Annotated in this window: 20 protein-coding genes; 12 read left to right on the forward strand and 8 right to left on the reverse strand. The window is 77.0% G+C overall.

Annotated features, from left to right (window positions below):
• The first annotated feature begins 154 nt into the window (after nucleotides 1–154).
• From Sya03_RS16710 to Sya03_RS16730, 5 genes are all read left to right on the forward strand, one after another.
• Entirely contained in the window at nucleotides 155–1,258 is a 1,104-nt protein-coding gene (locus Sya03_RS16710) for a sensor histidine kinase (RefSeq protein ID WP_239107590.1), read from the forward strand.
• Nucleotides 1,255–1,941: a response regulator gene (locus tag Sya03_RS16715; protein WP_203939222.1), complete on the forward strand. Its 687-nt coding sequence runs from the start codon at nucleotides 1,255–1,257 to the stop codon at nucleotides 1,939–1,941. The genes Sya03_RS16710 and Sya03_RS16715 overlap by 4 nt, the downstream gene beginning before the upstream one ends.
• 52 nt (nucleotides 1,942–1,993) lie before the next feature.
• Nucleotides 1,994–3,760, forward strand: a complete 1,767-nt coding sequence (locus Sya03_RS31880) for a dihydrofolate reductase family protein (RefSeq protein ID WP_203939223.1) — start codon at nucleotides 1,994–1,996, stop codon at nucleotides 3,758–3,760.
• A 153-nt stretch (nucleotides 3,761–3,913) separates the two neighbouring features.
• Nucleotides 3,914–6,499, forward strand: a complete 2,586-nt coding sequence (locus Sya03_RS16725; protein ID WP_203939224.1) for an ATP-binding protein — start codon at nucleotides 3,914–3,916, stop codon at nucleotides 6,497–6,499.
• Entirely contained in the window at nucleotides 6,496–7,686 is a 1,191-nt protein-coding gene (locus Sya03_RS16730) for a fibronectin type III domain-containing protein (protein ID WP_203939225.1), read from the forward strand. Before Sya03_RS16725 ends, Sya03_RS16730 begins: the two co-directional genes overlap by 4 nt.
• Here Sya03_RS16730 and Sya03_RS16735 read toward each other — a convergent pair.
• Nucleotides 7,626–8,630, reverse strand: coding sequence for a DUF2867 domain-containing protein (locus Sya03_RS16735; RefSeq protein WP_203939226.1), 1,005 nt, complete (start codon nucleotides 8,628–8,630; stop codon nucleotides 7,626–7,628). The genes Sya03_RS16730 and Sya03_RS16735 overlap by 61 nt on opposite strands.
• A gap of 56 nt (nucleotides 8,631–8,686) precedes the next feature.
• Here Sya03_RS16735 and Sya03_RS16740 point away from each other — a divergent pair, with 56 nt between their 5' ends.
• Complete coding sequence (locus Sya03_RS16740) at nucleotides 8,687–9,259, forward strand: TetR/AcrR family transcriptional regulator (protein WP_239107591.1); 573 nt, start codon at nucleotides 8,687–8,689, stop codon at nucleotides 9,257–9,259.
• Nucleotides 9,260–9,266: 7 nt separating this feature from the next.
• Here Sya03_RS16740 and Sya03_RS16745 read toward each other — a convergent pair whose 3' ends face one another.
• Both Sya03_RS16745 and Sya03_RS16750 read right to left on the reverse strand, forming a co-directional pair.
• Nucleotides 9,267–9,917, reverse strand: coding sequence for a hypothetical protein (locus tag Sya03_RS16745; protein WP_203939228.1), 651 nt, complete (start codon nucleotides 9,915–9,917; stop codon nucleotides 9,267–9,269).
• On the reverse strand, nucleotides 9,914–10,435 hold the full coding sequence (locus Sya03_RS16750) for a SigE family RNA polymerase sigma factor (protein WP_203939229.1): 522 nt from the start codon (nucleotides 10,433–10,435) through the stop codon (nucleotides 9,914–9,916). The genes Sya03_RS16745 and Sya03_RS16750 overlap by 4 nt, the downstream gene beginning before the upstream one ends.
• A 113-nt stretch (nucleotides 10,436–10,548) precedes the next feature.
• Between Sya03_RS16750 and Sya03_RS16755 the strand changes: the two genes are divergently transcribed.
• The 5 genes from Sya03_RS16755 to Sya03_RS16775 all read left to right on the forward strand — a co-directional run bounded on the left by Sya03_RS16755 (nucleotide 10,549) and on the right by Sya03_RS16775 (nucleotide 13,747).
• Entirely contained in the window at nucleotides 10,549–11,190 is a 642-nt protein-coding gene (locus tag Sya03_RS16755) for a hypothetical protein (RefSeq protein WP_203939230.1), read from the forward strand.
• Between the two features lie 99 nt (nucleotides 11,191–11,289).
• Nucleotides 11,290–11,586 carry a hypothetical protein gene (locus Sya03_RS16760; RefSeq protein WP_203939231.1) on the forward strand — a complete coding sequence of 99 codons (297 nt, stop codon included), beginning with the start codon at nucleotides 11,290–11,292 and terminating at the stop codon, nucleotides 11,584–11,586.
• A gap of 33 nt (nucleotides 11,587–11,619) precedes the next feature.
• Nucleotides 11,620–12,165, forward strand: a complete 546-nt coding sequence (locus Sya03_RS16765; protein ID WP_203939232.1) for a GNAT family N-acetyltransferase — start codon at nucleotides 11,620–11,622, stop codon at nucleotides 12,163–12,165.
• 1 nt (nucleotide 12,166) lies between these two features.
• Nucleotides 12,167–13,252, forward strand: coding sequence for a DNA glycosylase AlkZ-like family protein (locus Sya03_RS16770; RefSeq protein WP_239107592.1), 1,086 nt, complete (start codon nucleotides 12,167–12,169; stop codon nucleotides 13,250–13,252).
• Nucleotides 13,253–13,327: 75 nt separating this feature from the next.
• Nucleotides 13,328–13,747: a DUF3592 domain-containing protein gene (locus tag Sya03_RS16775; protein WP_203939233.1), complete on the forward strand. Its 420-nt coding sequence runs from the start codon at nucleotides 13,328–13,330 to the stop codon at nucleotides 13,745–13,747.
• A 93-nt stretch (nucleotides 13,748–13,840) separates the two neighbouring features.
• Here Sya03_RS16775 and Sya03_RS16780 read toward each other — a convergent pair whose 3' ends face one another.
• On the reverse strand, nucleotides 13,841–14,074 hold the full coding sequence (locus Sya03_RS16780) for a hypothetical protein (RefSeq protein ID WP_203939234.1): 234 nt from the start codon (nucleotides 14,072–14,074) through the stop codon (nucleotides 13,841–13,843).
• On the opposite strand from Sya03_RS16780, the gene Sya03_RS16785 reads away from it, so the two are divergent.
• Nucleotides 14,060–14,401, forward strand: coding sequence for a TetR/AcrR family transcriptional regulator C-terminal domain-containing protein (locus Sya03_RS16785; RefSeq protein WP_203939235.1), 342 nt, complete (start codon nucleotides 14,060–14,062; stop codon nucleotides 14,399–14,401). The genes Sya03_RS16780 and Sya03_RS16785 overlap by 15 nt on opposite strands.
• Here Sya03_RS16785 and Sya03_RS16790 read toward each other — a convergent pair.
• The 4 genes from Sya03_RS16790 to Sya03_RS16805 all read right to left on the reverse strand — a co-directional run bounded on the left by Sya03_RS16790 (nucleotide 14,385) and on the right by Sya03_RS16805 (nucleotide 18,515).
• Complete coding sequence (locus Sya03_RS16790) at nucleotides 14,385–14,714, reverse strand: STAS domain-containing protein (RefSeq protein ID WP_203939236.1); 330 nt, start codon at nucleotides 14,712–14,714, stop codon at nucleotides 14,385–14,387. The two genes, Sya03_RS16785 and Sya03_RS16790, sit on opposite strands and share 17 nt — an antisense overlap.
• Before the next feature lie 79 nt (nucleotides 14,715–14,793).
• Nucleotides 14,794–15,060, reverse strand: a complete 267-nt coding sequence (locus Sya03_RS16795; protein WP_203939237.1) for a DUF3040 domain-containing protein — start codon at nucleotides 15,058–15,060, stop codon at nucleotides 14,794–14,796.
• Between the two features lie 75 nt (nucleotides 15,061–15,135).
• A complete protein-coding gene (locus tag Sya03_RS16800) occupies nucleotides 15,136–16,383 on the reverse strand; it encodes a bifunctional glycosyltransferase family 2/GtrA family protein (protein WP_203939238.1) in 1,248 nt (415 codons plus the stop codon).
• Between the two features lie 122 nt (nucleotides 16,384–16,505).
• Entirely contained in the window at nucleotides 16,506–18,515 is a 2,010-nt protein-coding gene (locus Sya03_RS16805; protein ID WP_203939239.1) for an ArnT family glycosyltransferase, read from the reverse strand.
• Nucleotides 18,516–18,620 lie beyond the last annotated feature (105 nt).

Genomic DNA, 18,620 nt, shown 5'->3' on the forward strand with positions numbered 1-18,620 from the left:
TCAGCAGGATGGCGTCCCCGCCGCTGCTGGTCGTCCGCCCGCCGGAGGCATTCCGGGCTGCCGCGGACGTCGCAGCACCGCGCGTCACTACCGCGCCCGCGGTAGTGGCCGGTCGGCTGCGCGGGGGAGTCGCCGGGGGCGCGATCTTCATAGGATGAGAAGTATGTGGCGGCCCGGGCGCACGGACGCGGCGATCGCCGCCGGCGTCGCGGTGGCGCTGCTCGCCGCCGGGTGGTCCGGGGGCCACGTCGGGGTGCTCGGGTACGCGTTACTGCTGGTCAGCGGCCTGGCGCTGGTGGCGCGCCGGCGCGCCCCCGTACCCGTGCTGGCGGTGACCGGGGTGTGCGCGGTGGGCTACCAGGCCGCCGGGTTCGACGTGCCCGCCGTCGCGTTCCTGTTCGCCGTGTACGCCGCCGTCCGGGCGGGCCACCGCGCGGTCACGGTCGCGGCGGCCGTGCTGATGCTGGCCGCCCTGCCGCTCGCGGCCCTCACGCTGGGCATGGGCGTCGGCGACGCGCTCGCCCGGGGGCGCGGCGCGCTGGAGCTGGCGTGGCTCGTGGCCGCCGGCGCGGCGGGCGAGGCGTTGCGGCAGGCGGAGCGGCGGGCGGACGAGGCCGAGCGCACCCGCGAGGAGGCGGCCCTGCGCCGCGCCGACGAGGAGCGGCTGCACATCGCGCGGGAGCTGCACGACTCGCTCACCCACCAGATCAGCGTCATCAAGGTGCAGGCGGGCGTCGCCGTCCACCTGGCGCGCAAGCGGGGCGAGCACGTGCCCGAGGCGCTGCTGGCGATCGAGGAGGCCGCCCGGGAGGCGACCCGCGAGCTGCGGGCCACCCTGGAGGCGCTGCGCGACGACGGCGCCGGCGCGCCGCACGGCCTCGCCCACGTCCCGGAGCTGGTCGAACGGGCCCGGATGGCGGGCCTGGACGCCACCCTGACGGTCGGCGGGCACCGGCCCGATGTGCCCGCCGCCGTCGACCGGACCGCGTACCGGATCGTGCAGGAGTCCCTGACGAACGTCGCCCGGCACGCCGCCGCGGCCACCGCGTCGGTGCGCATCGACTACCGGCCCGGCGCCGTCGCGATCCGCGTCGACGACGACGGCGCCGCGACGCCGGGCGACGACCCGGCGCCCGGCGTCGGGCTGCGCGGCATGCGCGAACGCGTCACCGCGCTCGGCGGCCGGCTGCGCGCCGGGCCGCGCGACGGCGGCGGCTTCACCGTGCGCGCCGAGCTGCCCGTGGACCGCCCGTCGTGATCCGCGTCCTGCTCGCCGACGACCAGCCGCTGATCCGCAGCGGCTTCCGCGCCCTGCTCGACGTCGAGGACGACATCGAGGTCGTCGCCGAGGCGGCCGACGGCGCGCAGGGCGTGGCGCTGGCCGCCCGGCACCTGCCGGACGTCGCCCTGATCGACATCCGGATGCCCGTCATGGACGGCATCGAGGCGACCCGGCGCATCGCCGCGGACCCGGCGCTGGCCGGCGTGCGCGTCGTCATCCTCACCAACTACGGCCTCGACGAGCACGTCTTCCACGCGCTGCGCGCGGGCGCGGCCGGCTTCCTCGTCAAGGACATCGAGCCGGTGGACCTGCTGCACGCCGTGCGGGTCGCGGCGCGCGGCGACGTGCTGCTCGCGCCGTCGATCACCCGCACCCTGATCGCCCGGTACGTCGCCGAACCGCCCCGCCCGGACGCCGGCGCGGCCGCGCGGGGCCTCACCAACCGCGAGCGGGAGGCCGTCACGCTGGTCGCCCGCGGCCTGTCCAACGACGAGATCGCCGCCCGCATGGTGATCAGCCCGCTGACGGCCAAGACACACGTCAACCGGGCCATGACGAAGCTGCACGCCCGCGACCGCGCCCAGCTGGTGGTGTTCGCGTACGAGTCGGGCCTGGTGGCCCCGCGCACCGGCGCGCCGCCTCCAGCCGCAGCTCGATGAGCGCCCGGGTCAGCTCGGGCCGCCGCGTGGTGCGCTCGACGATGTGGCGCAGGTGGTCGACGAACAGCTCGCGGCCCGGTTCGCGGCGGGCCAGCTCGGCCACGACCGCCTCGTGGGGGCGAAGTGCTCGAAGATCCGCTCGCCTGGGACTTCCTCGTGGTGGAGGACGATCACCGACTACATCTCCGAGCACTACCCGGAGACGCTGCCCACCCACGTGCGCGCGGCGCCGCGGCCCAACCGCGTCCTCGACACCGTGCTCATGGGCCGGCACACCTACGCGCCCGCGCTCGACGCGGGCATCACCAGCCCGTACGCCCACCTGGAGCAGATCGTCGTCTCCCGCACCCTGCCGCCCGTGCCGGACCCGGCCGTGCGGGTCGTCGCCGAGGACGCCGCCGCGTTCGTCCGGAAACTCGAGCGGCAACCCGGCCGGGACATCTGGCTCGCCGGCCAGCTGCTGTCCGAGGTGGACGACCTGGTGGTCAAGCTCAACCCGGTCGTCGCGGCCGCCGGCGTCCCGCTGGCGGCCGCCGCGTTCCACCCGCACCGGTACGCGCTGCGCGACGCCACCCCGCTGCCCAGCGGCGTCGTGGTGCTGCGCTACCGGGCCGCCCAGGAGGCGGCCGGCGGCGTTCAGCTCTGTTCACTGTCGCCCTCGCCGCCGCCGCCCGTGCCGGAGGCTCTGCGCCGGATGGATCGCACCGCGGTCCGCGGAGCTGGGGGGGACATCATGGACAACAGGATGCGGGCGGGCCTCGTCGCCGCCGCCGTCGTGGCGGCGGGGCTGGCGCTGCCGGTCGGGACGGCGGGAGCCGCGCCGGGTGACGTGGCGCCGATCGTGGCGGGGGACCGGGTCGTCAGCGGCGCGTCGCCGGTGACGGCGGCCGCGCGGACCGCCGGGGTGCGGGCCGCGGGGGTGCGGGCCGGTGACGCGGCGGCGGTCGAGGCGTACTGGACGCCCGCCCGGATGCGCGCCGCGAAGCCCGCGGAGGCGGCGCCGGAGTTCGCGGCAGCGAGCCGCAGCCGGGCGGCGCTGGCGCCGCTGGCGGCCGACACCGGCGCGCCGGTGCTGTCGGCGCCGGGCGGCGGCAGCCCGGCCCGCGGGGGTGTCGCGGCGCGGGCGACCAACCCGAACCTGGGCAGCAACCACTTCACCGCCCGCACCAGCGGCAAGGTCTTCTTCACGAAGGCGAGCGGCGGCAACTTCGTCTGCTCGGGCACCATCGTCTACACCGACGGCCGCGACTCGGTGTGGACCGCGGGGCACTGCGTGCACGGCGGCGGCTCGGGCGCCGACTACCACTCGAACTGGACGTTCGTCCCCGGCTACGACGAGGACCTGGCCGACCCGGCGCCGCACGGCCGGTGGACCGCCTGGAACCTGCACACCCTGGAGTCCTGGAGCGAGGACAAGGACTGGCGCAAGGACCTGGGCGTCGCCACCATGCGCACCCGCGACGGCGACCACATCGCCGACAAGCTGGGCGGGCAGGGCTGGGCGGGCAACATCGACCGGCACCAGTTCATGAACGCCTTCGGCTACCCGTCGGCGGGGCCGGACTTCGACGGCGGCCACCTCATGCAGTGCGCCGGCAACTCCACCCTGTGGCGCAGCGGCGCCCACGAGAACAAGATCACCTGCGACATGACCCCCGGCGTGAGCGGTGGCGGCTGGCTGAAGGACTACAACGGCCGGACTGGCTACCTGAACGGCGTCTTCAGCCGGGTGGACGACCGCGACAACCCGACCATCGCCATCGGGCCGTACTTCGGTGACAGCTCGGTCGTGCTGTTCGACGGCACCAAGAACAACTGACGACGGCGGTGCGGCGCCGGCGGCGGGGGATCCCCGCGGCCGGCGCCGCATCTCCCTGCCCGGGAGAGGGGTGATCTGGTGGGCGCGGCGTTGCGGGTCCTCTGTAGTGTGTCGGGCCGGCGCGGCCGCCGGCCGCAGGGCCCGGAGGTCCGTGTGAGCGACGAGACGCCAGCACCGGCGCGGGGCCTGCGCGACGTCGTCGACGTCACCGATCTCGCCCTCGTCCTGCGCCACCTGCGGCGCCGCGAGGCGCGGCTGCGCGGTGGCGCCCAGCGCAGCTACCGCGACCTGGCCGAGCAGACCGGGTGGTCGCTCGGCATCATCGGCGGCTACCTGAGCGGCAAGATACTGCCGCCGACCGACCGCTTCGACGAGCTGGTGCGCGTCCTCGGGGCCACCCCGCAGGAGATGGGCGAGCTGGCCACCGCCCGCGACCGGGTGGAGGAGCGCCGCCGCCGGGCGGTCCCGGCCGCCGCCGCGGCGGCGCCCGTGCCGGCGCAGCTGCCCGCCGACGCCGCCGGCTTCGTCGGCCGCACGTCCGTGCTGTCGCACGTGGACGCGCTGACCGGCGCGGACGGCGGCGCGGTCGTGCCGGTGCTGGCGCTGACCGGCGCCGCCGGTGTCGGCAAGACCGCCCTGGCCGTGCGCTGGGCGCACCGCGCGCGGTCGCGGTTCCCCGACGGCCAGCTGTTCGTCAACCTGCGCGGGTACGCGCCGGAGCCGCCGCTGCGGCCCGTCGACGCGCTCGGCGGCATCCTGCGTGCGCTCGGGGTGCCGGCCGGGCAGGTGCCGGACGACGTGCACGAGGCCGCCGGGCTGTACCGGACGCTGCTGACCGGGCGGCGCATGCTGGTGCTGCTCGACAACGCCCGCAACCCCGACCAGGTCCGGCCGCTGCTGCCCGGGGCGCCCGGCTGCGCGGTCGTGGTGACCAGCCGCGACCAGCTGCTCGGCCTGCTGGCCCGCGACGGCGCCCACGGCATCGGCCTCGACGTGCTCACCGGCGCCGAGGCGCACGCGCTGCTGCTGGCCGCCCTCGGCGAGGCGCGGGTGCGGGCCGAGCCGGAGGCCGTGGCCGGCCTGGTGCGCGCGTGCGGCCGGCTGCCGCTGGCGCTGCGCATCGCCGCGGCGAACCTGCTGGGCCGCCCGCACCTGGCCGTCGCCGACTACCTGCACCGGCTGACCGGCGCCGACCGGCTGTCCGGGCTGGAGATCGACGGCGACCCCGAGACGGCGGTGCGGCGGGCGTTCGAACTGTCGTACCGGGCGCTGCCCGCGGCGGCCCGGCGCACGTTCCGCCTGCTCGGCCTGGCGCCCGGCACCGACCTGGCCGAGGCCGCCGTCCCGGCGCTGACCGGCGAGGACGCCGACGCCGTCGCCCAGGCCGTGGAGCTGCTGCACGCCGCCCACCTGGTCAGCCGCCCCGCGCCCGGCCGGGTGGCGCTGCACGACCTGCTGCGCTGCTACGCCGTGGAGCGCGGCGACGCGGAGAGCGACCCGGCGGAACGCGACGCCGCGGCCGGGCGGCTCTACGACTGGTACGAGGCGCACGCGTCGGCCGCGTCGCAGCGGCTCTACCCGGAACGGCTGCGCCTGCCCGCGACCGGCCGCCCGGCGCCCGCCGCGTTCGACTCGGCCGGGGCGGCCCTGGCCTGGCTGGAGGCGGAGCGGACGCCCGTCCTGGCGGCGGTGCGGCACGCCGCCGAGCTGGGCCGCCCGGAGATGACGTGGCGGCTCGCCGACGCCCTGCGCGGGTACGCGTCGCAGTGCCTGCCGACGCTGTCCTGGGTGGAGCTGTCCGAGGCGGCCATCGCGGCGGCGGAGGCGGCGGGCGACCCGTACGGCCGGGCCGCCGGGCACCTCAGCATGGCCGAGGCGCGGTGGCGGCAGGGCGACTACGAGGCCGCCGCCGCCAGCTACCGCGCCCTCGCCGAGGTGAGCCGGGCCGCGGGCTGGCTCGCCGGGGAGGCCGCCGCCGAGGGCAACCTCGGCACCGTGTGCCGGCTCACCGGCCGGCTCGACGACGCCGTGCGTCACCTGTCTAGGTCGCTGCTGCTCAACGAGAGCGGCGGGCGCGTCGCCGGGCAGGCCGCCGCGCTGGGTAGTCTCGGCGTCGTCTACCGCGAGCGCGGCGACCTGCCCGCCGCCGTCGAGCACCTGACCCGGGCGCAGGCGCTGTTCCGGGCCGCCGGCTCGGTGGGCGGGGAGGCCATCGCCGTCGACAACCTCGGCGAGACGTACCTGGCGCAGGGCCGCACCGGCGACGCCCGGGACAGCCTGGACGCCGCTCTGGCCGCGTTCCGCCAGGTCGGTTCCCGGGTGAACGAGGCGATCGCGCTGCGCGGCCTCGCCTCCGCCGCCCTCGCCGCGGGCGACCCGGCCGGCGCGCTGCGGCTCGCCGAGCGCGCGTACCAGCTGAGCACCGAGACCACCGACCAGCGCGTCGAGATCGACGTGCTGAACACCCTGGGCGCCGTCAAGGCCGCCCTCGGCCGCGACGACGCCGCCGGGCTGCACCAGCGGGCCCTGCGGCTGGCCCGCGCCACCGGCAACCGCTACCCGGAGGCCGAGGCGCTGGCCGGCCTCGCCGAGCTGCACCACCGCGCCGGCGCCCCCGAGGCCGCGGCGTGGGCGCGGCAGGCCCTCGGCCTCGCCGAGCGGTGCGGCTACCGCCTGATCGCCGCCCGGACCCGACTCCTGCTCGAACCCCTCACCGAACCCGAAGGATCCCGCCCATGAGACGACTCCTCGCCGCGGCCGCCACCGCGGTGCTGTCCGCCGCGCTGCTCGCCGCGCCGCCGGCGGCGGCCGCCCCGGCGGACCCGCCGAACCTCGTCGCCAACGGCGACTTCAACCCGACGCTCGGCCTCGCCGAGACCGGCTGGGTGTGCGAGGAGGGGACGGTGCCCGAGCAGAACCTGCCGGGCGCCGAGTTCGTCCAGGTCATGCCGCTGAAGGACCCGTTCGTCCCGGCGACGGTCGTGCCGCGTCCCGCCCCGCCGGCGCCCGAGCCGGCCGAGCCGGAGCCCGGCACCGCGCCGGTGCGCGCGCTCAGCGTGCAGTCGGCGCCGCCCGCGCCGGTGTCGGCGCTCGACAAGTCGCCGATCATCAAGGACACCCGGCTCGCCGGTCGCCCGACCGCGTCCACGCGCGCCGAGTGCGCCCAGGTCGTGCCGGTCCGGGCCAACTCGTCGTACACCCTCACCGCCAAGGTGCGGGGCGGCTGGGCGTTCCTCGGCAGCGACTACGGCACCGCGTTCACCCCGCCCTCGGTGCGGGAGGTGACCCTGACCCACACGTTCACGACCGGTCCCGCCACCGACAGCGTGCGCATCTACGTGCACGGCTGGTACGGCGAGGCCACATACCGCGCCCGCGACGTGGTGCTCACCGGGCCGCCGAGCGACACCCGCGTCCCGGAGCCGCCGCGCGGCTTCCACGTCGGCAAGCGCACCAGCGGGTCGGCCGTCGTCTACTGGGCGCCCGCGCCCGGCGCGACCTCCTACGAGCTGTGGCGCGACGGCGAACCGGTGGCGACCACGGCCAACTTCTGGGCGGTGGTGCCCGGGCTGACGCCGGGACAGCGGCACGTGTTCACGGTCCGGTCCCGCAACGACGCCGGGGTGTCGGCCCCGTCGGCGGACTTCGTCCCGGCCCTGGCGCCGGTGGACGAGGAGCCGCCGCAGGCGCCGCGCATCGGCCTCGCGGGCGCCGGTTCGGGCGGTGCGCTGCTGTACCTGGACGGCTCCCCGACCGCCACCGACGGCTTCCTGATCTACGTCGACGGCGTGGTCGTGGGCTGGACGTACGCGATGCGGGTCTGGGTGCCGATGGACGCCGGCACGCGCACGGTCGAGGTGGTCGCCTACAACGCGGCGGGACCGTCGCCCGTGTCCGCCCGGACGGTGATCGTCCCGGCCGGCTGACCGGCCGACCGGACGGTGGTCCGCGCCGCGCGGCGCAGCATGGCGCGGACCACCGCCGGGTGGACCAGGCGGACGACCGCCAGGTACGCCCGGCCGGCGCGGCCGCGCGCCGCGGCCACGGTGGACACCGTGACGGTGGCGCCGGTGGCGCCGGGGGTGACGAGCACGCCGGCGCGGAAGCCGAGGTGGGCCGCGTCGGTGCCGAGCAGCACCTCCCGGTCCGTGCGGGCGAGCGTGGCGAAGGCGGTGGCGTCGGCGCGGGCCACGCCGACGAGCGGGGCGAGCAGGTTGCGCAGGCCGAGCAGCAGGGCGACGGGGCGCGGCGGGTCGCGGAAGACCGCGTCGGCCCAGGCCTGCGGGTCGGCCGGGACGCCCGGCGGCACGTGGACGGCGTACGCGTCGGCAAGGTCGCGGCGCCCGGGCCAGGCGTGCAGCAGGTGGGCGCCGGGCGGGACGCGGACCGCGCGCACGGCCGGGGCGGCCAGGCGGGCCCGCAGCGGGTAGCGCACCGGGCGGCGGACGGCGCCGGTGGTGGCGCGTTCGGCGTTGTCCAGCAGGTGTTCCAGCAGGGTGTCGTGGCACACCCGGATGGCGAGCGGCCACAGCAGCCGCATGGCGCCGGTGGTGCGGGCGGTCAGGCGGTGGCGCAGCACGCACCGGCCGGCGCCGAGCGGTTCGACCTCGAAGGCGTGGGTGCCGTGGCAGCCGGTGGCCGGGTCGAACGCGCACTCGATCAGGCGCCCGGGCGTGTACCGGGTGACGCGGTAGCGGATGGGGCCGTGGCCGCCGGTGGCGCCGACGCCGAGGGGGCGGTCGAAGCGCAGCCGCGGCCACGGCGGCGACGGCCACAGCGGGTCGCCGGGCGAGGCGAGCCGGTCGAGGAGCGCGCCGGCCACGGCGGCGGGGACGGGCAGGACGCGTTCGTGCACGTTGCGGACGGGCATGGGGTCGCCTCCGTACGGCACCGTATGGTGTGCTGTCCGTACGGTACCGTACGGACGTGAACCGACACCAGGCCGGCCGGCTCAGCGCGGACGACTGGGCCGCCGCGGCGCTCGACGCGATCGGCCGCGGCGGGCTGGCCGCCGTGGCCGTGGAGCCGCTCGCGGCGCTGCTCGGCGCCACCAAGGGCAGCTTCTACTGGCACTTCCCGAACCGCGACGCCCTGGTGACGGCGGCGCTGCGACGCTGGGAGGCCCGGCACACCGAGGCGGTCATCCGGCTGGTCGAGGCCGAGCCCGACCCGCTGCGCCGGCTGCGGCTGCTGCTCGTCACCGTCATCGAGTCGACGGGGCACGACAGCGTCGAGGTGGCGGTGCTGGCGACGGCCGCCCACCCGCTGGTCGCGCCGGTGCTGGCGCGGGTGACCGAGCGGCGCATCTCGTACACCCAGAAGCTGTTCCGCGACCTGGGCTTCACGCCCGCCGAGGCGCGCGACCGGGGGCTGCTGGCGGTCACCGCGTACCTCGGGCACGCGCAGCTGGCGCACGCCACGCCGGACCTGGTGCAGGGCACGGCGGCGGCGCGGCGGCGCTACGCCGACCGCGTGATCGCGGTGCTGACCGGGCGGTGAGCCGCCCTCAGCCGGCGCCGGGGGTGTTGTTGCCGTCGGGCAGGCGGTTGCCGGCCACGTCGTACGCGGTCAGGTTCTTGCCCCGGAACGTGGGGCCCACCTCGGCCGGGTCGAACCAGAAGATGCGGATGTCCGGCCGGGCGGCCGGAGTGGCGATGCGGGCGGCGTAGACCCGGCCGCCGGCCGTGGCGGTGATCCGGTCGGCGGGACCGGCGTAGTAGCCGAACAGCGGGGTCGGCGTCTGCTTCTCGCCGGTGAGCATGCTGATCGAGACGCCGTGGAAGCCGGGGGCGGTCGCCGAGCCCTCGACCTCGTTCGCCATGACGGCCTGGCCCTCCTCGGGACCGATCGCCAGCACACCGAACTCGCTGTCGACCGGCCGGACCTCGAACCGCCAGCCGCCCGAGCCGATCGTCGTGGACACCGACGGGGCGGCGGGCCCCGGGCCGGCCGGCGACGAGGCGCCGGGCTGCTGCAGCTGCATGCCGCCGGCGAGCACCGCGGCCACCGCCAGGGCGGCTCCGGCGCCGGCGAGCGCGCGGCGGCGCCGGCGGATGCGGCCGCCGGTGCGCATGATGTGGGCCAGGTCGGGGCCGTCGGGGGAGAGGTCCGGCGGCTCGGCGTGCAGGGCGGCGCGGAAGGCGTCCAGGTCGTTCATCGTCGGCTCCTGCCGATGGCGGTCGGGTCGGTGCGCTGGGTGGGGACGGACGACACCCGCAGCTTGGCCAGGCCGCGGGCGTTGAGACTCTTCACCGTGCCGAGGGGCATGTCCAGCTCGCGGGCGACGTCGGCCTCCGTGATGTCGAAGTAGTGGCGCAGCACGATGACGGCGCGCTCCTTCGGCGTCAGGGCGGCCAGGGCGTCGACCAGCCAGCGGCGGTGCGTGACGTCGTCGGCGACGTCGCGGGAGTGGGGCGTGTCCGGCATGTCCGCGGTGGCGTACTCCCGGATCGGGCGGCGCCAGCGGTCGGTGACGTGATTGGCGAGGATGCTGCGGGCGTAGGAGTAGGCGTCCCTGTTGCGGATGCGCGCCCACGACGCGTACGTGCGCACCAGCGCCGTCTGCGCCGCGTCCTCCGCGGCGTGCCGGTCGCCGGTCAGCAGGAACGCCGCGTGCAGCAGCCGCCGCCAGCTCGCCCGGGCGAACTCGGCGAACTCCTCGTCTCCGCGTTTCACCTCAGGCATGACGGATGCGGGCCGCGAAAGGTTGCGGTCGCCGCCCGCAACTTTCCCCGCATGCCACCCGTCCTCCTCGCCGCACATGTTCAACCACCGATGGAGGACCCGCCATGAGAGCCACCCCGCTGCTGATCGCCGGCGCCGCGGCCGTCTGCGTCGCCACCGCCGTCACGGGCGCCGTCGCCGCCAGCGCCGCCGAGAAGGGCGGCGCCCCGGCTCCCGTCCCCGCGGCCGCGCGGAGTGCCGCGCCGCCCAGCGCCCCGCCCGGGCAGCCCGGCGAGTACGAGCCGCCCGCGGCCGACCCGAAGGGCGACGTCATCGACGCCGGCTTCGGCGACTGGGCGTTCTGGGCCGAGCCCGTCGACATCGACCAGCCCGGCATCACGTTCGGCATCATGGCCGGCACGCGGAAGGGCTCGGCGCTCACGCCCGTCGTCATGGCGAACGAGACCGACGGCGACGACACCGCGCCCGGCTTCCACGCCGTGCAGGGCGGCATGGTCGTCGGTGACGACAACGCCGCCACCCCCGCGTTCGGCTACTACGCCGGGCCCGCCGCGACGATCACCGCCCGGGGCAAGGGCGGCACCGTCACCGCGAAGCAGGCCGTCTGGAGCGAGGACAGCACCGTCGTCGTGTTCTGGTTCGACCCGGCCGAGGTCGGCAGGAACTTCATGCCGAAGGACCTGACCGCGTTCGACGCGGCGGGCGCGAAGCTGCCCACCGGCGACAACGCCCCCGGCGTGGGCTGACGCCCGTCCCCGCCGGCCCGCGGGATGCAACCATCGGCATAGCCGGGGTTCGTCCCGCGGGCCGACGCCGTCGGCGGCGGCGGTTCCTACCGTCATCTCATGACCGTGCGACAGCGCCACCTCGTCATCGCCGCCACCCTCACCGTGCTCGCCGGGGCCGGGCTGGCGACCATCGCCTACCTGATGCTGGAGGACGCCGCCGGCCAGCAGGTCTGGATCGTCGGCATCGTCCGCGGCATCGTCGCGATCGTGCTGAGCAAGACCGGCTTCAAGATCGGGCTGGCGCTCGTGATCGGCGCGATCGGCGGCGCGGCCTGGATCCGGAAACGACGCAGTGACCGCGCGGAACCGCAGGTCGAGGCCGAGTCGCAGCTGGACGAGCCCGCCCGCCGGTAGTCATTCCCGCCCGAACCGGGGCAGGATCGAGGCATGACGCGGGCGCTGACGTACCCCCTGGTCCTGACCGGTGCCACGGTGCGCCTGCGCGAGTGGCGCGAACAGGACGCCCCGCTGCTGGTCAGCCTCTTCGACGACCCCGAGGTGCGGCGCTGGACGCCGATGCCGAACCCGTTCGACCTGCCCGCGGCCGAGGGCTACCTGGAGCGGGCCCGGCAGGCCCGCCTCGGCGGTCACCGGGTGCAGCTCGCGATCACCCGCGACGGCGACGAGCCGCTCGGCGAGGTGCTGCTGTTCGGCATCGACCACGAGCGGTCGGAGGCCGAGCTCGGCTACGTCGTGGGGGCGGCCCACCGGGGCAAGGGCCTGGCCGCGGAGTCGCTCACCCTGCTCCAGGAGTACGCGCACCGCACCTTGCGCCCGGCGCGCCTGCTGCTGCGCATCGACCCCGGCAACGCGGCCAGTTGCGCCGTGGCGCGCCGGTGCGGCTTTACGCTGACCGACGAGCCGCCCGTCCCGCAGCAGGTGCCCGGCGGCGAGGCGAACCTCCGGACCTGGGAACTGCTACTTCGGGAGTGACGTGCGCACCGATCGTTCGCGGGTGATGGCGTACCGGATCGCGGCGCACGAGCTGCACCGGGCCGACGTGCCGCCGTCGCGGCTGCGGGTGCTCGACCTCGGCGTGCAGGACGCCGCCGGCTCGGCGCGGCTCGCCCTGGCGGCACGCACCACCGCGCCGCTCGACGACGACGAGCTGGTGCTGGTGTGGGCCACCCGCGGCGCCCCGCACCTGCTGCGCCGCGCCGACGTGCCCGCGCTGGCCGCCGCGCTGTGGCCGGTCAGCGACGCCGACGCCACCGCCCGCATCGCGACGAACGCGATCAAGGAGGGCGCCCGGCTGGGCCTCGCCGCGTTCACCGCCGCCGCCCAGGCCATGCGCGACGTGGTCACCGGGCCGGTGCCGCGCGGCGAGGTGAGCACCGCCGTCACCGCCCGCATCCCGGACTCGCTCAGCCACGACTGCGTGCCCTGCGGCGCCCGGCACGTCTCGGGCGCGCTGTTCCAGCAGGTCGGCATCTTCGCGGGGGTGTCCGTCGAGCCGCGCCGCACCGGCGCCGTGCTGGCCCCGCTGCCGGACCGCCCGCCGGTGCCCGCCGCGGCGCACGGCACGGCCGGGCTGATCCGGTCGTACCTGGAGCTGCACGGCCCGGCCTCGCCCGCGGACGCCGCCGCGTTCCTGGGCAGCACGCGGACGGCCCTCAAGGACGTCTGGCCGGACGGCCTGGCGGAGGTCGACGTGGACGGCCGCCGCGGCTTCCTGCCGGAGGACGCGCTGGCCGCCCTGCGCGACGCGCCCGAGCCGGACATGGTGCGCCTGCTGCCGCCGATGGACCCGCTGCTGCAGGGCCGCGACCGCGACGTGCTCGTGCCGGTGCGCGAGCACCAGAAGGCCCTGTGGCGGATCATCGCCAACCCGGGCGCCGTCCTGGTGGGCGCCGACATCGCCGGCACCTGGCGGGCGCGGCTCACGGGCCGGCGGCTCGCCGTCACGGTGACGCCGTTCGCCCGGCCGGCGAAGTCGCTGACCGCGGCCGTCGAGCGGGAGGCCGGCGTGCTGGCCGCCGCGCGCGGCGCCGCCGACGTGACGGTGACGGTCGAGGACTGACGCCGCGGGCAGCCTTCGCGGATCTTCGGGCACGGACGGCGCCGCCGGGTCGCCGCGACGCGGCACGATGACGCCATGGACATCGGCTTGCTGCACCACCTCGTGGGCGGCGTCCTGACCGGCGCCGGCGGGATCCACCTGCTCCGGGGCGCCGCGCGCGCGGCCCGGCGGGGCGAGGTCCGCTCCGTCGGCAAGGTCGTCGACTTCCAGCCGCGCGACTCCGGCCAGGGCCTGTGGTACGCGCCGATCGTGGCCTTCGTCGACGAGTCGGGCGCCAAGCGCGAGTTCACGGACGACTTCGCCACCCGCGCCCCGCTGCACCACGCGGGCGAGGCGGTGCGGGTGACGTACCCGCCCGGGCGCCCGGGCGACGCGCGCGTCGACTCCGCCCGGCACACCGTGTGGACCGTCGCCGTGCCGCTGGCCATGGCCGCGCTCTTCCTGACGGTCTCGCTGGCGCTGCTCGTGCCGATCGGGTGGGACGCCCTTCAGTAGCCGGGCCCGCCGAGGAACTCCGCCAGCACCGGCGCGAGCGTCGCCGCCGGCACGCCGTGCCACTCGCCGGGCAGGCTGCGGTGGGTGGCGCGGTCACCCGGTGCGGGCGCGCAGCCCGGCGGTGAAGGCGCGCTGGGCGGCGGTGTCGTCCGCCAGCGGCGGCTCGAACAGGGCGAGGCGGCGCACGGCGAGCCCGGCGGCGGCCGCGTGCAGGGCGAGCAGGGCGCCGGACGAGTACCCGGCGAGCAGGCCGGCGAGGTCGGCGGCGGCGCTGTTGGCGCGGGCGCGTTCGCCCGCGAGCACGTCGCCGCCGTGCTCCAGCCGCACCTCGTGCAGCTGCGGCGCATGCTCATCGGCGAGGCGGGCCGCTTCCCCGACCTGGCCCGCGCCTGGCACCGCGCCGCCCCCGAACGCGGCCACGCCACCCTGGCCCGCGCCGTCACCCGGCTCGCCGAGCGCGGCCTGCTGCACGCGCCCGACCCGCTGCTGGCCGCCCAGCACCTCAACTACCTGATCCTGTCGGTGCCGCTCGACGAGGCCATGTTCGCCGTCCGCGACCGGCCGCCGTCCGCGCCGGCCCTGCGCCGGTACGCCGACGAGGCCGTGCGGGTGTTCCTGGCGGCGTACGGGACGGACGTCACCCGGCCGGGCTGAGCCCCAGCACCGCCGCCAGCCCCGTCACGGTCAGCACCCGCAGCACCTGCGGGGCCGCGTTCACCACCCGCACCCGCGCGTCCCCGGCGCCCTGCCGGCACGCCACCAGGATGTTGATGCCGGACGAGTCCATGAAGGTCACCCCGGCCAGGTCCACCTCGACGACCGCCGGGCGGCCGACGAGCGCGTCCAGCACCGCGCGGTGCAGGCGCGGCGCACTGCCCATGTCGATCTCACCGACGGCCGCGACCCGGACGGTGCCGTGCGCGGCCCCGGTCGTGGTGACGTCGAGGTGCGTGGGTGACAGGAACACGAGACGACCCCGTTCGCGTCGGACGTGCGCTCACCGTACGCCCGGAAGCGCCGCTCACCCAGCACCCGCTGTGCGACATTCAGTCCTGGTCGCGCCGCCGCGCCGACCAGCCCAGCGCGCCCGTCGACGCCACCGCCAGCGCGGCGAACACCGACGTCGCGGGCCACCAGCCGGCCACCGCCGAGCCGAACACCGCGAACCACACCAGCACGCACACCACGATGAGCGCGACCGGGGTGCGCCGGCGCGGGGTATGGCCCGACATCCGGGCGCAGAAGGCGGGGTCCTCGGCGCGCAACCGGCGTTCCATCTCGGCGAGTTGCCGGCGGTCGTCCTGGCTCAACATCTCGCCACCTCCCAAGCCCGAGGCCACCGTCGCCACTGCGGACGGCGATCGTTCGGTTACCCGGGGCGAGGAATTTCACACGTGTGAATGTCCCCGGAACACCCAGGTCCGCATCATGAGGAAACGAACGAGGGTGGCGAAGAGATTCGCGGCGATGAGGACGGCCACCTCGACCGATCGGTGCGGCGCCGCCGCCACCGCGTGCAGCAGCGCCAGCGAACCGCTCGTCAGGCCCAGCCCGACACCGAGGACGACCAGGCCCTGGGCCTGGTGCCGCCACGCCCCGCCCGGGCCGCGCACCCCGAACGTGACCCGCCGGTTGGCCGCCGTGTTCGCGACCGCCGTCACCGCCAGGGCCACCAGGTTCGCGCCCTGCGCCCCGAGCCCCGTCCGCAGCGCCGCGAAGATCGCCAGGTACGCCAGCGTGCTCGCCGCCCCGACCGCCGCGAACCGCAGCGCCTGGCCCGTCAGCCCGGCCGGGGCACCCGCCGCCCGGCCCGTCTCCTCCCGCAGCCGCGACAGCGGCAGCCGGCCCGAGGCCAGCGCCCGGGTGAGCCGCGCGATGCCCCGCAGGTCCGCCACCGCCGTCGCCACGATGTCGACCCGGCTGTCCGGGTCGTCCACCCAGTCGACCGGCACCTCGTGGATGCGCAGGCCCGCGCGCTCCGCCAGCACCAGCAGCTCGGTGTCGAAGAACCAGCCGGTGTCCTCCACCATCGGCAGCAGCCGCCGCGCCACGTCCGCCCGGATCGCCTTGAATCCGCACTGCGCGTCGGAGAACCGCGCCGCCATCGCCGCGCGCAGGATCAGGTTGTACGACCGGGAGACGAACTCCCGCTTCGCGCCCCGCACCACCCGGCTGCCGGGCGCCAGCCGCGACCCGATCGCCAGGTCCGAGTGCCCCGAGATCAGCGGCGCCACCAGCGGCAGCAGCGCCGCCAGGTCCGTCGACAGGTCCACGTCCATGTACGCCAGCACCGCCGCGTCCGACCGCGACCAGGCGTGGCCGAGCGCCCGCCCGCGCCCCTTCGCGGCCAGCGTGACCACCTCGACGCCGGCCAGCTCGGCGGCCAGCCGGGCGGCCGCCGCGGGCGTGCCGTCGGTGCTGGCGTTGTCCGCCACCGTGATCCGGAACGGGTACGGGAACTCGCGCGTCAGGTGGGCGTGCAGCCGGCGCACGCTCGGCTCCAGGTCGGCCTCCTCGTTGTACACGGGGACGACGACGTCGAGGACGGGGGCGCCGGCGCCGGCGTCGGCGTCGGCGTCGGCGGCGGTGCCGGCGGCGGTGCCGGCGCGGCCGTGGGACAGGGTCTCGATGCTCATGACCGAACGATCGTGCGGCGGGCTGTTCCGGCCGTGTGGCGGCACTGTGGCCACCCTGTGAGCAGGGAGACGCGCCACGGGCGGCGCCCCGCACCGGGGACGCCGCCCGTGGGCGGGGGCCGTCAGGCCGTGGTGGCCGCCGTCAGGTCGTAGACGGTGACGCCGTCGACGGTCTGCGGGGTGAACGTCGCGCTCACCCACGCCGCGATCTGCGCGGCCGCCGAGCTGCCGCCCGAGGCGCCCCGGCCGCCGCCGGCCCCGCCCCCGCCGATGAAGTAGTGGATGCGCCCCTCGGCGACGTACCGCTGGAACTGCGCCAGGGTCGGCGACGGGTCGCTGCCGTTGAAGCCGCCCACCGCCATCACCGGCTCGCCCGTCGCCAGCTGGTAGCCGGACGCGTTCTGCGAGCCGACCGCCGCCGCCACCCACGTGTAGGAACCGGCCTCGGCCGTCAGCAGGGCCCGCATCCGGTCGCCGACGGTGGCCGCGTCGAGCAGCCCGCCCATGCCGCCGCCGCCCGCCCGGCCGTCGCGGCCCGGGGCGCCGCCGCCCGGCAGCCCGCCGGGCGGGGCGCCGGGGAACGTGCCGCGCCCGCCGCCCGGCCGCCCGCCCGGGCCACCGGGGCCGCCGCGGCCCCCGGCCACCTGCGGGCCCGCCGACGGGATCGAGCCGGTGTGCGGCGTCGCCGCGGTGTCCACCGCGTACGCCGCCGGCCCGGCCAGCACCGAGCCCAGCGCCACCGCCGCCGCCAGCGCCGCCACCCGCGCCCGCAGCCGGGACGTCACCGCGATCGCGGCCGCCGCCGGCAGCCCCGCGGCGAGCACCGTCCAGCGCAGCCACGGCACGAACTCCGCCGACCGTCCGAGCAGGACGAACGCCCACACCGCGCTGACCGCCACCACCCCGGCCAGGGCGAGCGACGCGGCCGGGTGGCGCCGCAGCCGCCACAGCGTGACGGCGCCCATGCCCACCACCGCGCCGACGGCCGGGGCCAGCGCCACCGTGTAGTAGGCGTGGAAGATGCCCTGCATGAGGCTGAACACGGCCGCCGTGACGACCAGCCAGCCGCCCCACACCAGGAACCCGGCCCGGGCCCGGTCGGTGCGCGGCGCCCGCGCCGTCACGGCCAGCCCGGCGGCGAGCAGCAGCACCGCGGCCGGCAGCAGCCACGCGATCTGGCCGCCCTGCTCCGCGTCGAACATCCGCGCCCACCCGGGCGTGCCCCAGCCGCCGCCCCCGCCGACGCTGCCGGTCTCCTCGCCGTTGAGCCGGCCGAGGCCGTTGTAGCCGAGCGCCAGCTCGAGGATCGAGTTCCCCTGCGACCCGCCGATGTACGGGCGCATCGACGCGGGCACCAGCTCGACGACGAGGATGTACCAGCCCGCCGACACCACCATCGCGGCGCCCGCGGCGAGCAGCTGCACCAGGCGCCGGCCCAGCCCGGGCGGCCCGGCCACCAGGTACGCCAGCCACAGCGCCGGCACGATCAGCAGCGCCTGGAGCATCTTGGCGAGGAACCCGAACCCGATCGCCGTCCCGGCCGCCACCAGCCACGCCGTCTGCCCGCGCTCGATCGCCCGGACGGTCGCGTACGCGGCCACCGCCATCAGCAGCACCAGCAGCGCGTCCGGGTTGTTGAACCGGAACATCAGCGCGGCCACCGGCGTCGACGCCAGCACCGCGCCGGCCAGCAGCCCCGCGGCGGGCCCGTACCAGCGCCGCACCGTCGCGAACACCACCGCGACGGTCGCCACGCCCATCACCGCCTGCGGCACCAGGATGTTCCAGGCGTTCACCCCGAAGACCCGCGCCGACAGGGCCATCACCCACAGCGACGCGGGCGTCTTGTCCACAGTGATCGAGTTCGCCGCATCGGACGAGCCGAAGAAGAACGCCGTCCAGCTCTGCGACCCGGCCTGGACGGCGGCGGAGTAGAAGGCGTTCGCCCAGCCGGACGCGCCGAGCCCCCACAGGTAGAGCACCGCGGTCGCGGCGAGCAGCGCCAGCAGCGCCGGCCGCGCCCAGGCGGGGTCGTCGGGCCGGCCGCGCAGCAGGGCGGCGGGGCCGCGCCGGGGCGCCGGGTTCGCGGTCGGCCGGGCCGCGATCGGCGGTACGGGCAACGTCGAGGTCATCGCTGATCCTTGTCATCGGGACGGGCGTACCCGATGACTGTCGGCCGCGGCGCTGTCGCCGCCGTGTGGCGGCTCTGTGCGCCGCCTGTGAGCCGGGCGGCGCCC

It is taken from the genome of Spirilliplanes yamanashiensis (genome assembly GCF_016863475.1).
Classification (GTDB): Bacteria; Actinomycetota; Actinomycetes; order Mycobacteriales; family Micromonosporaceae; genus Spirilliplanes; species Spirilliplanes yamanashiensis.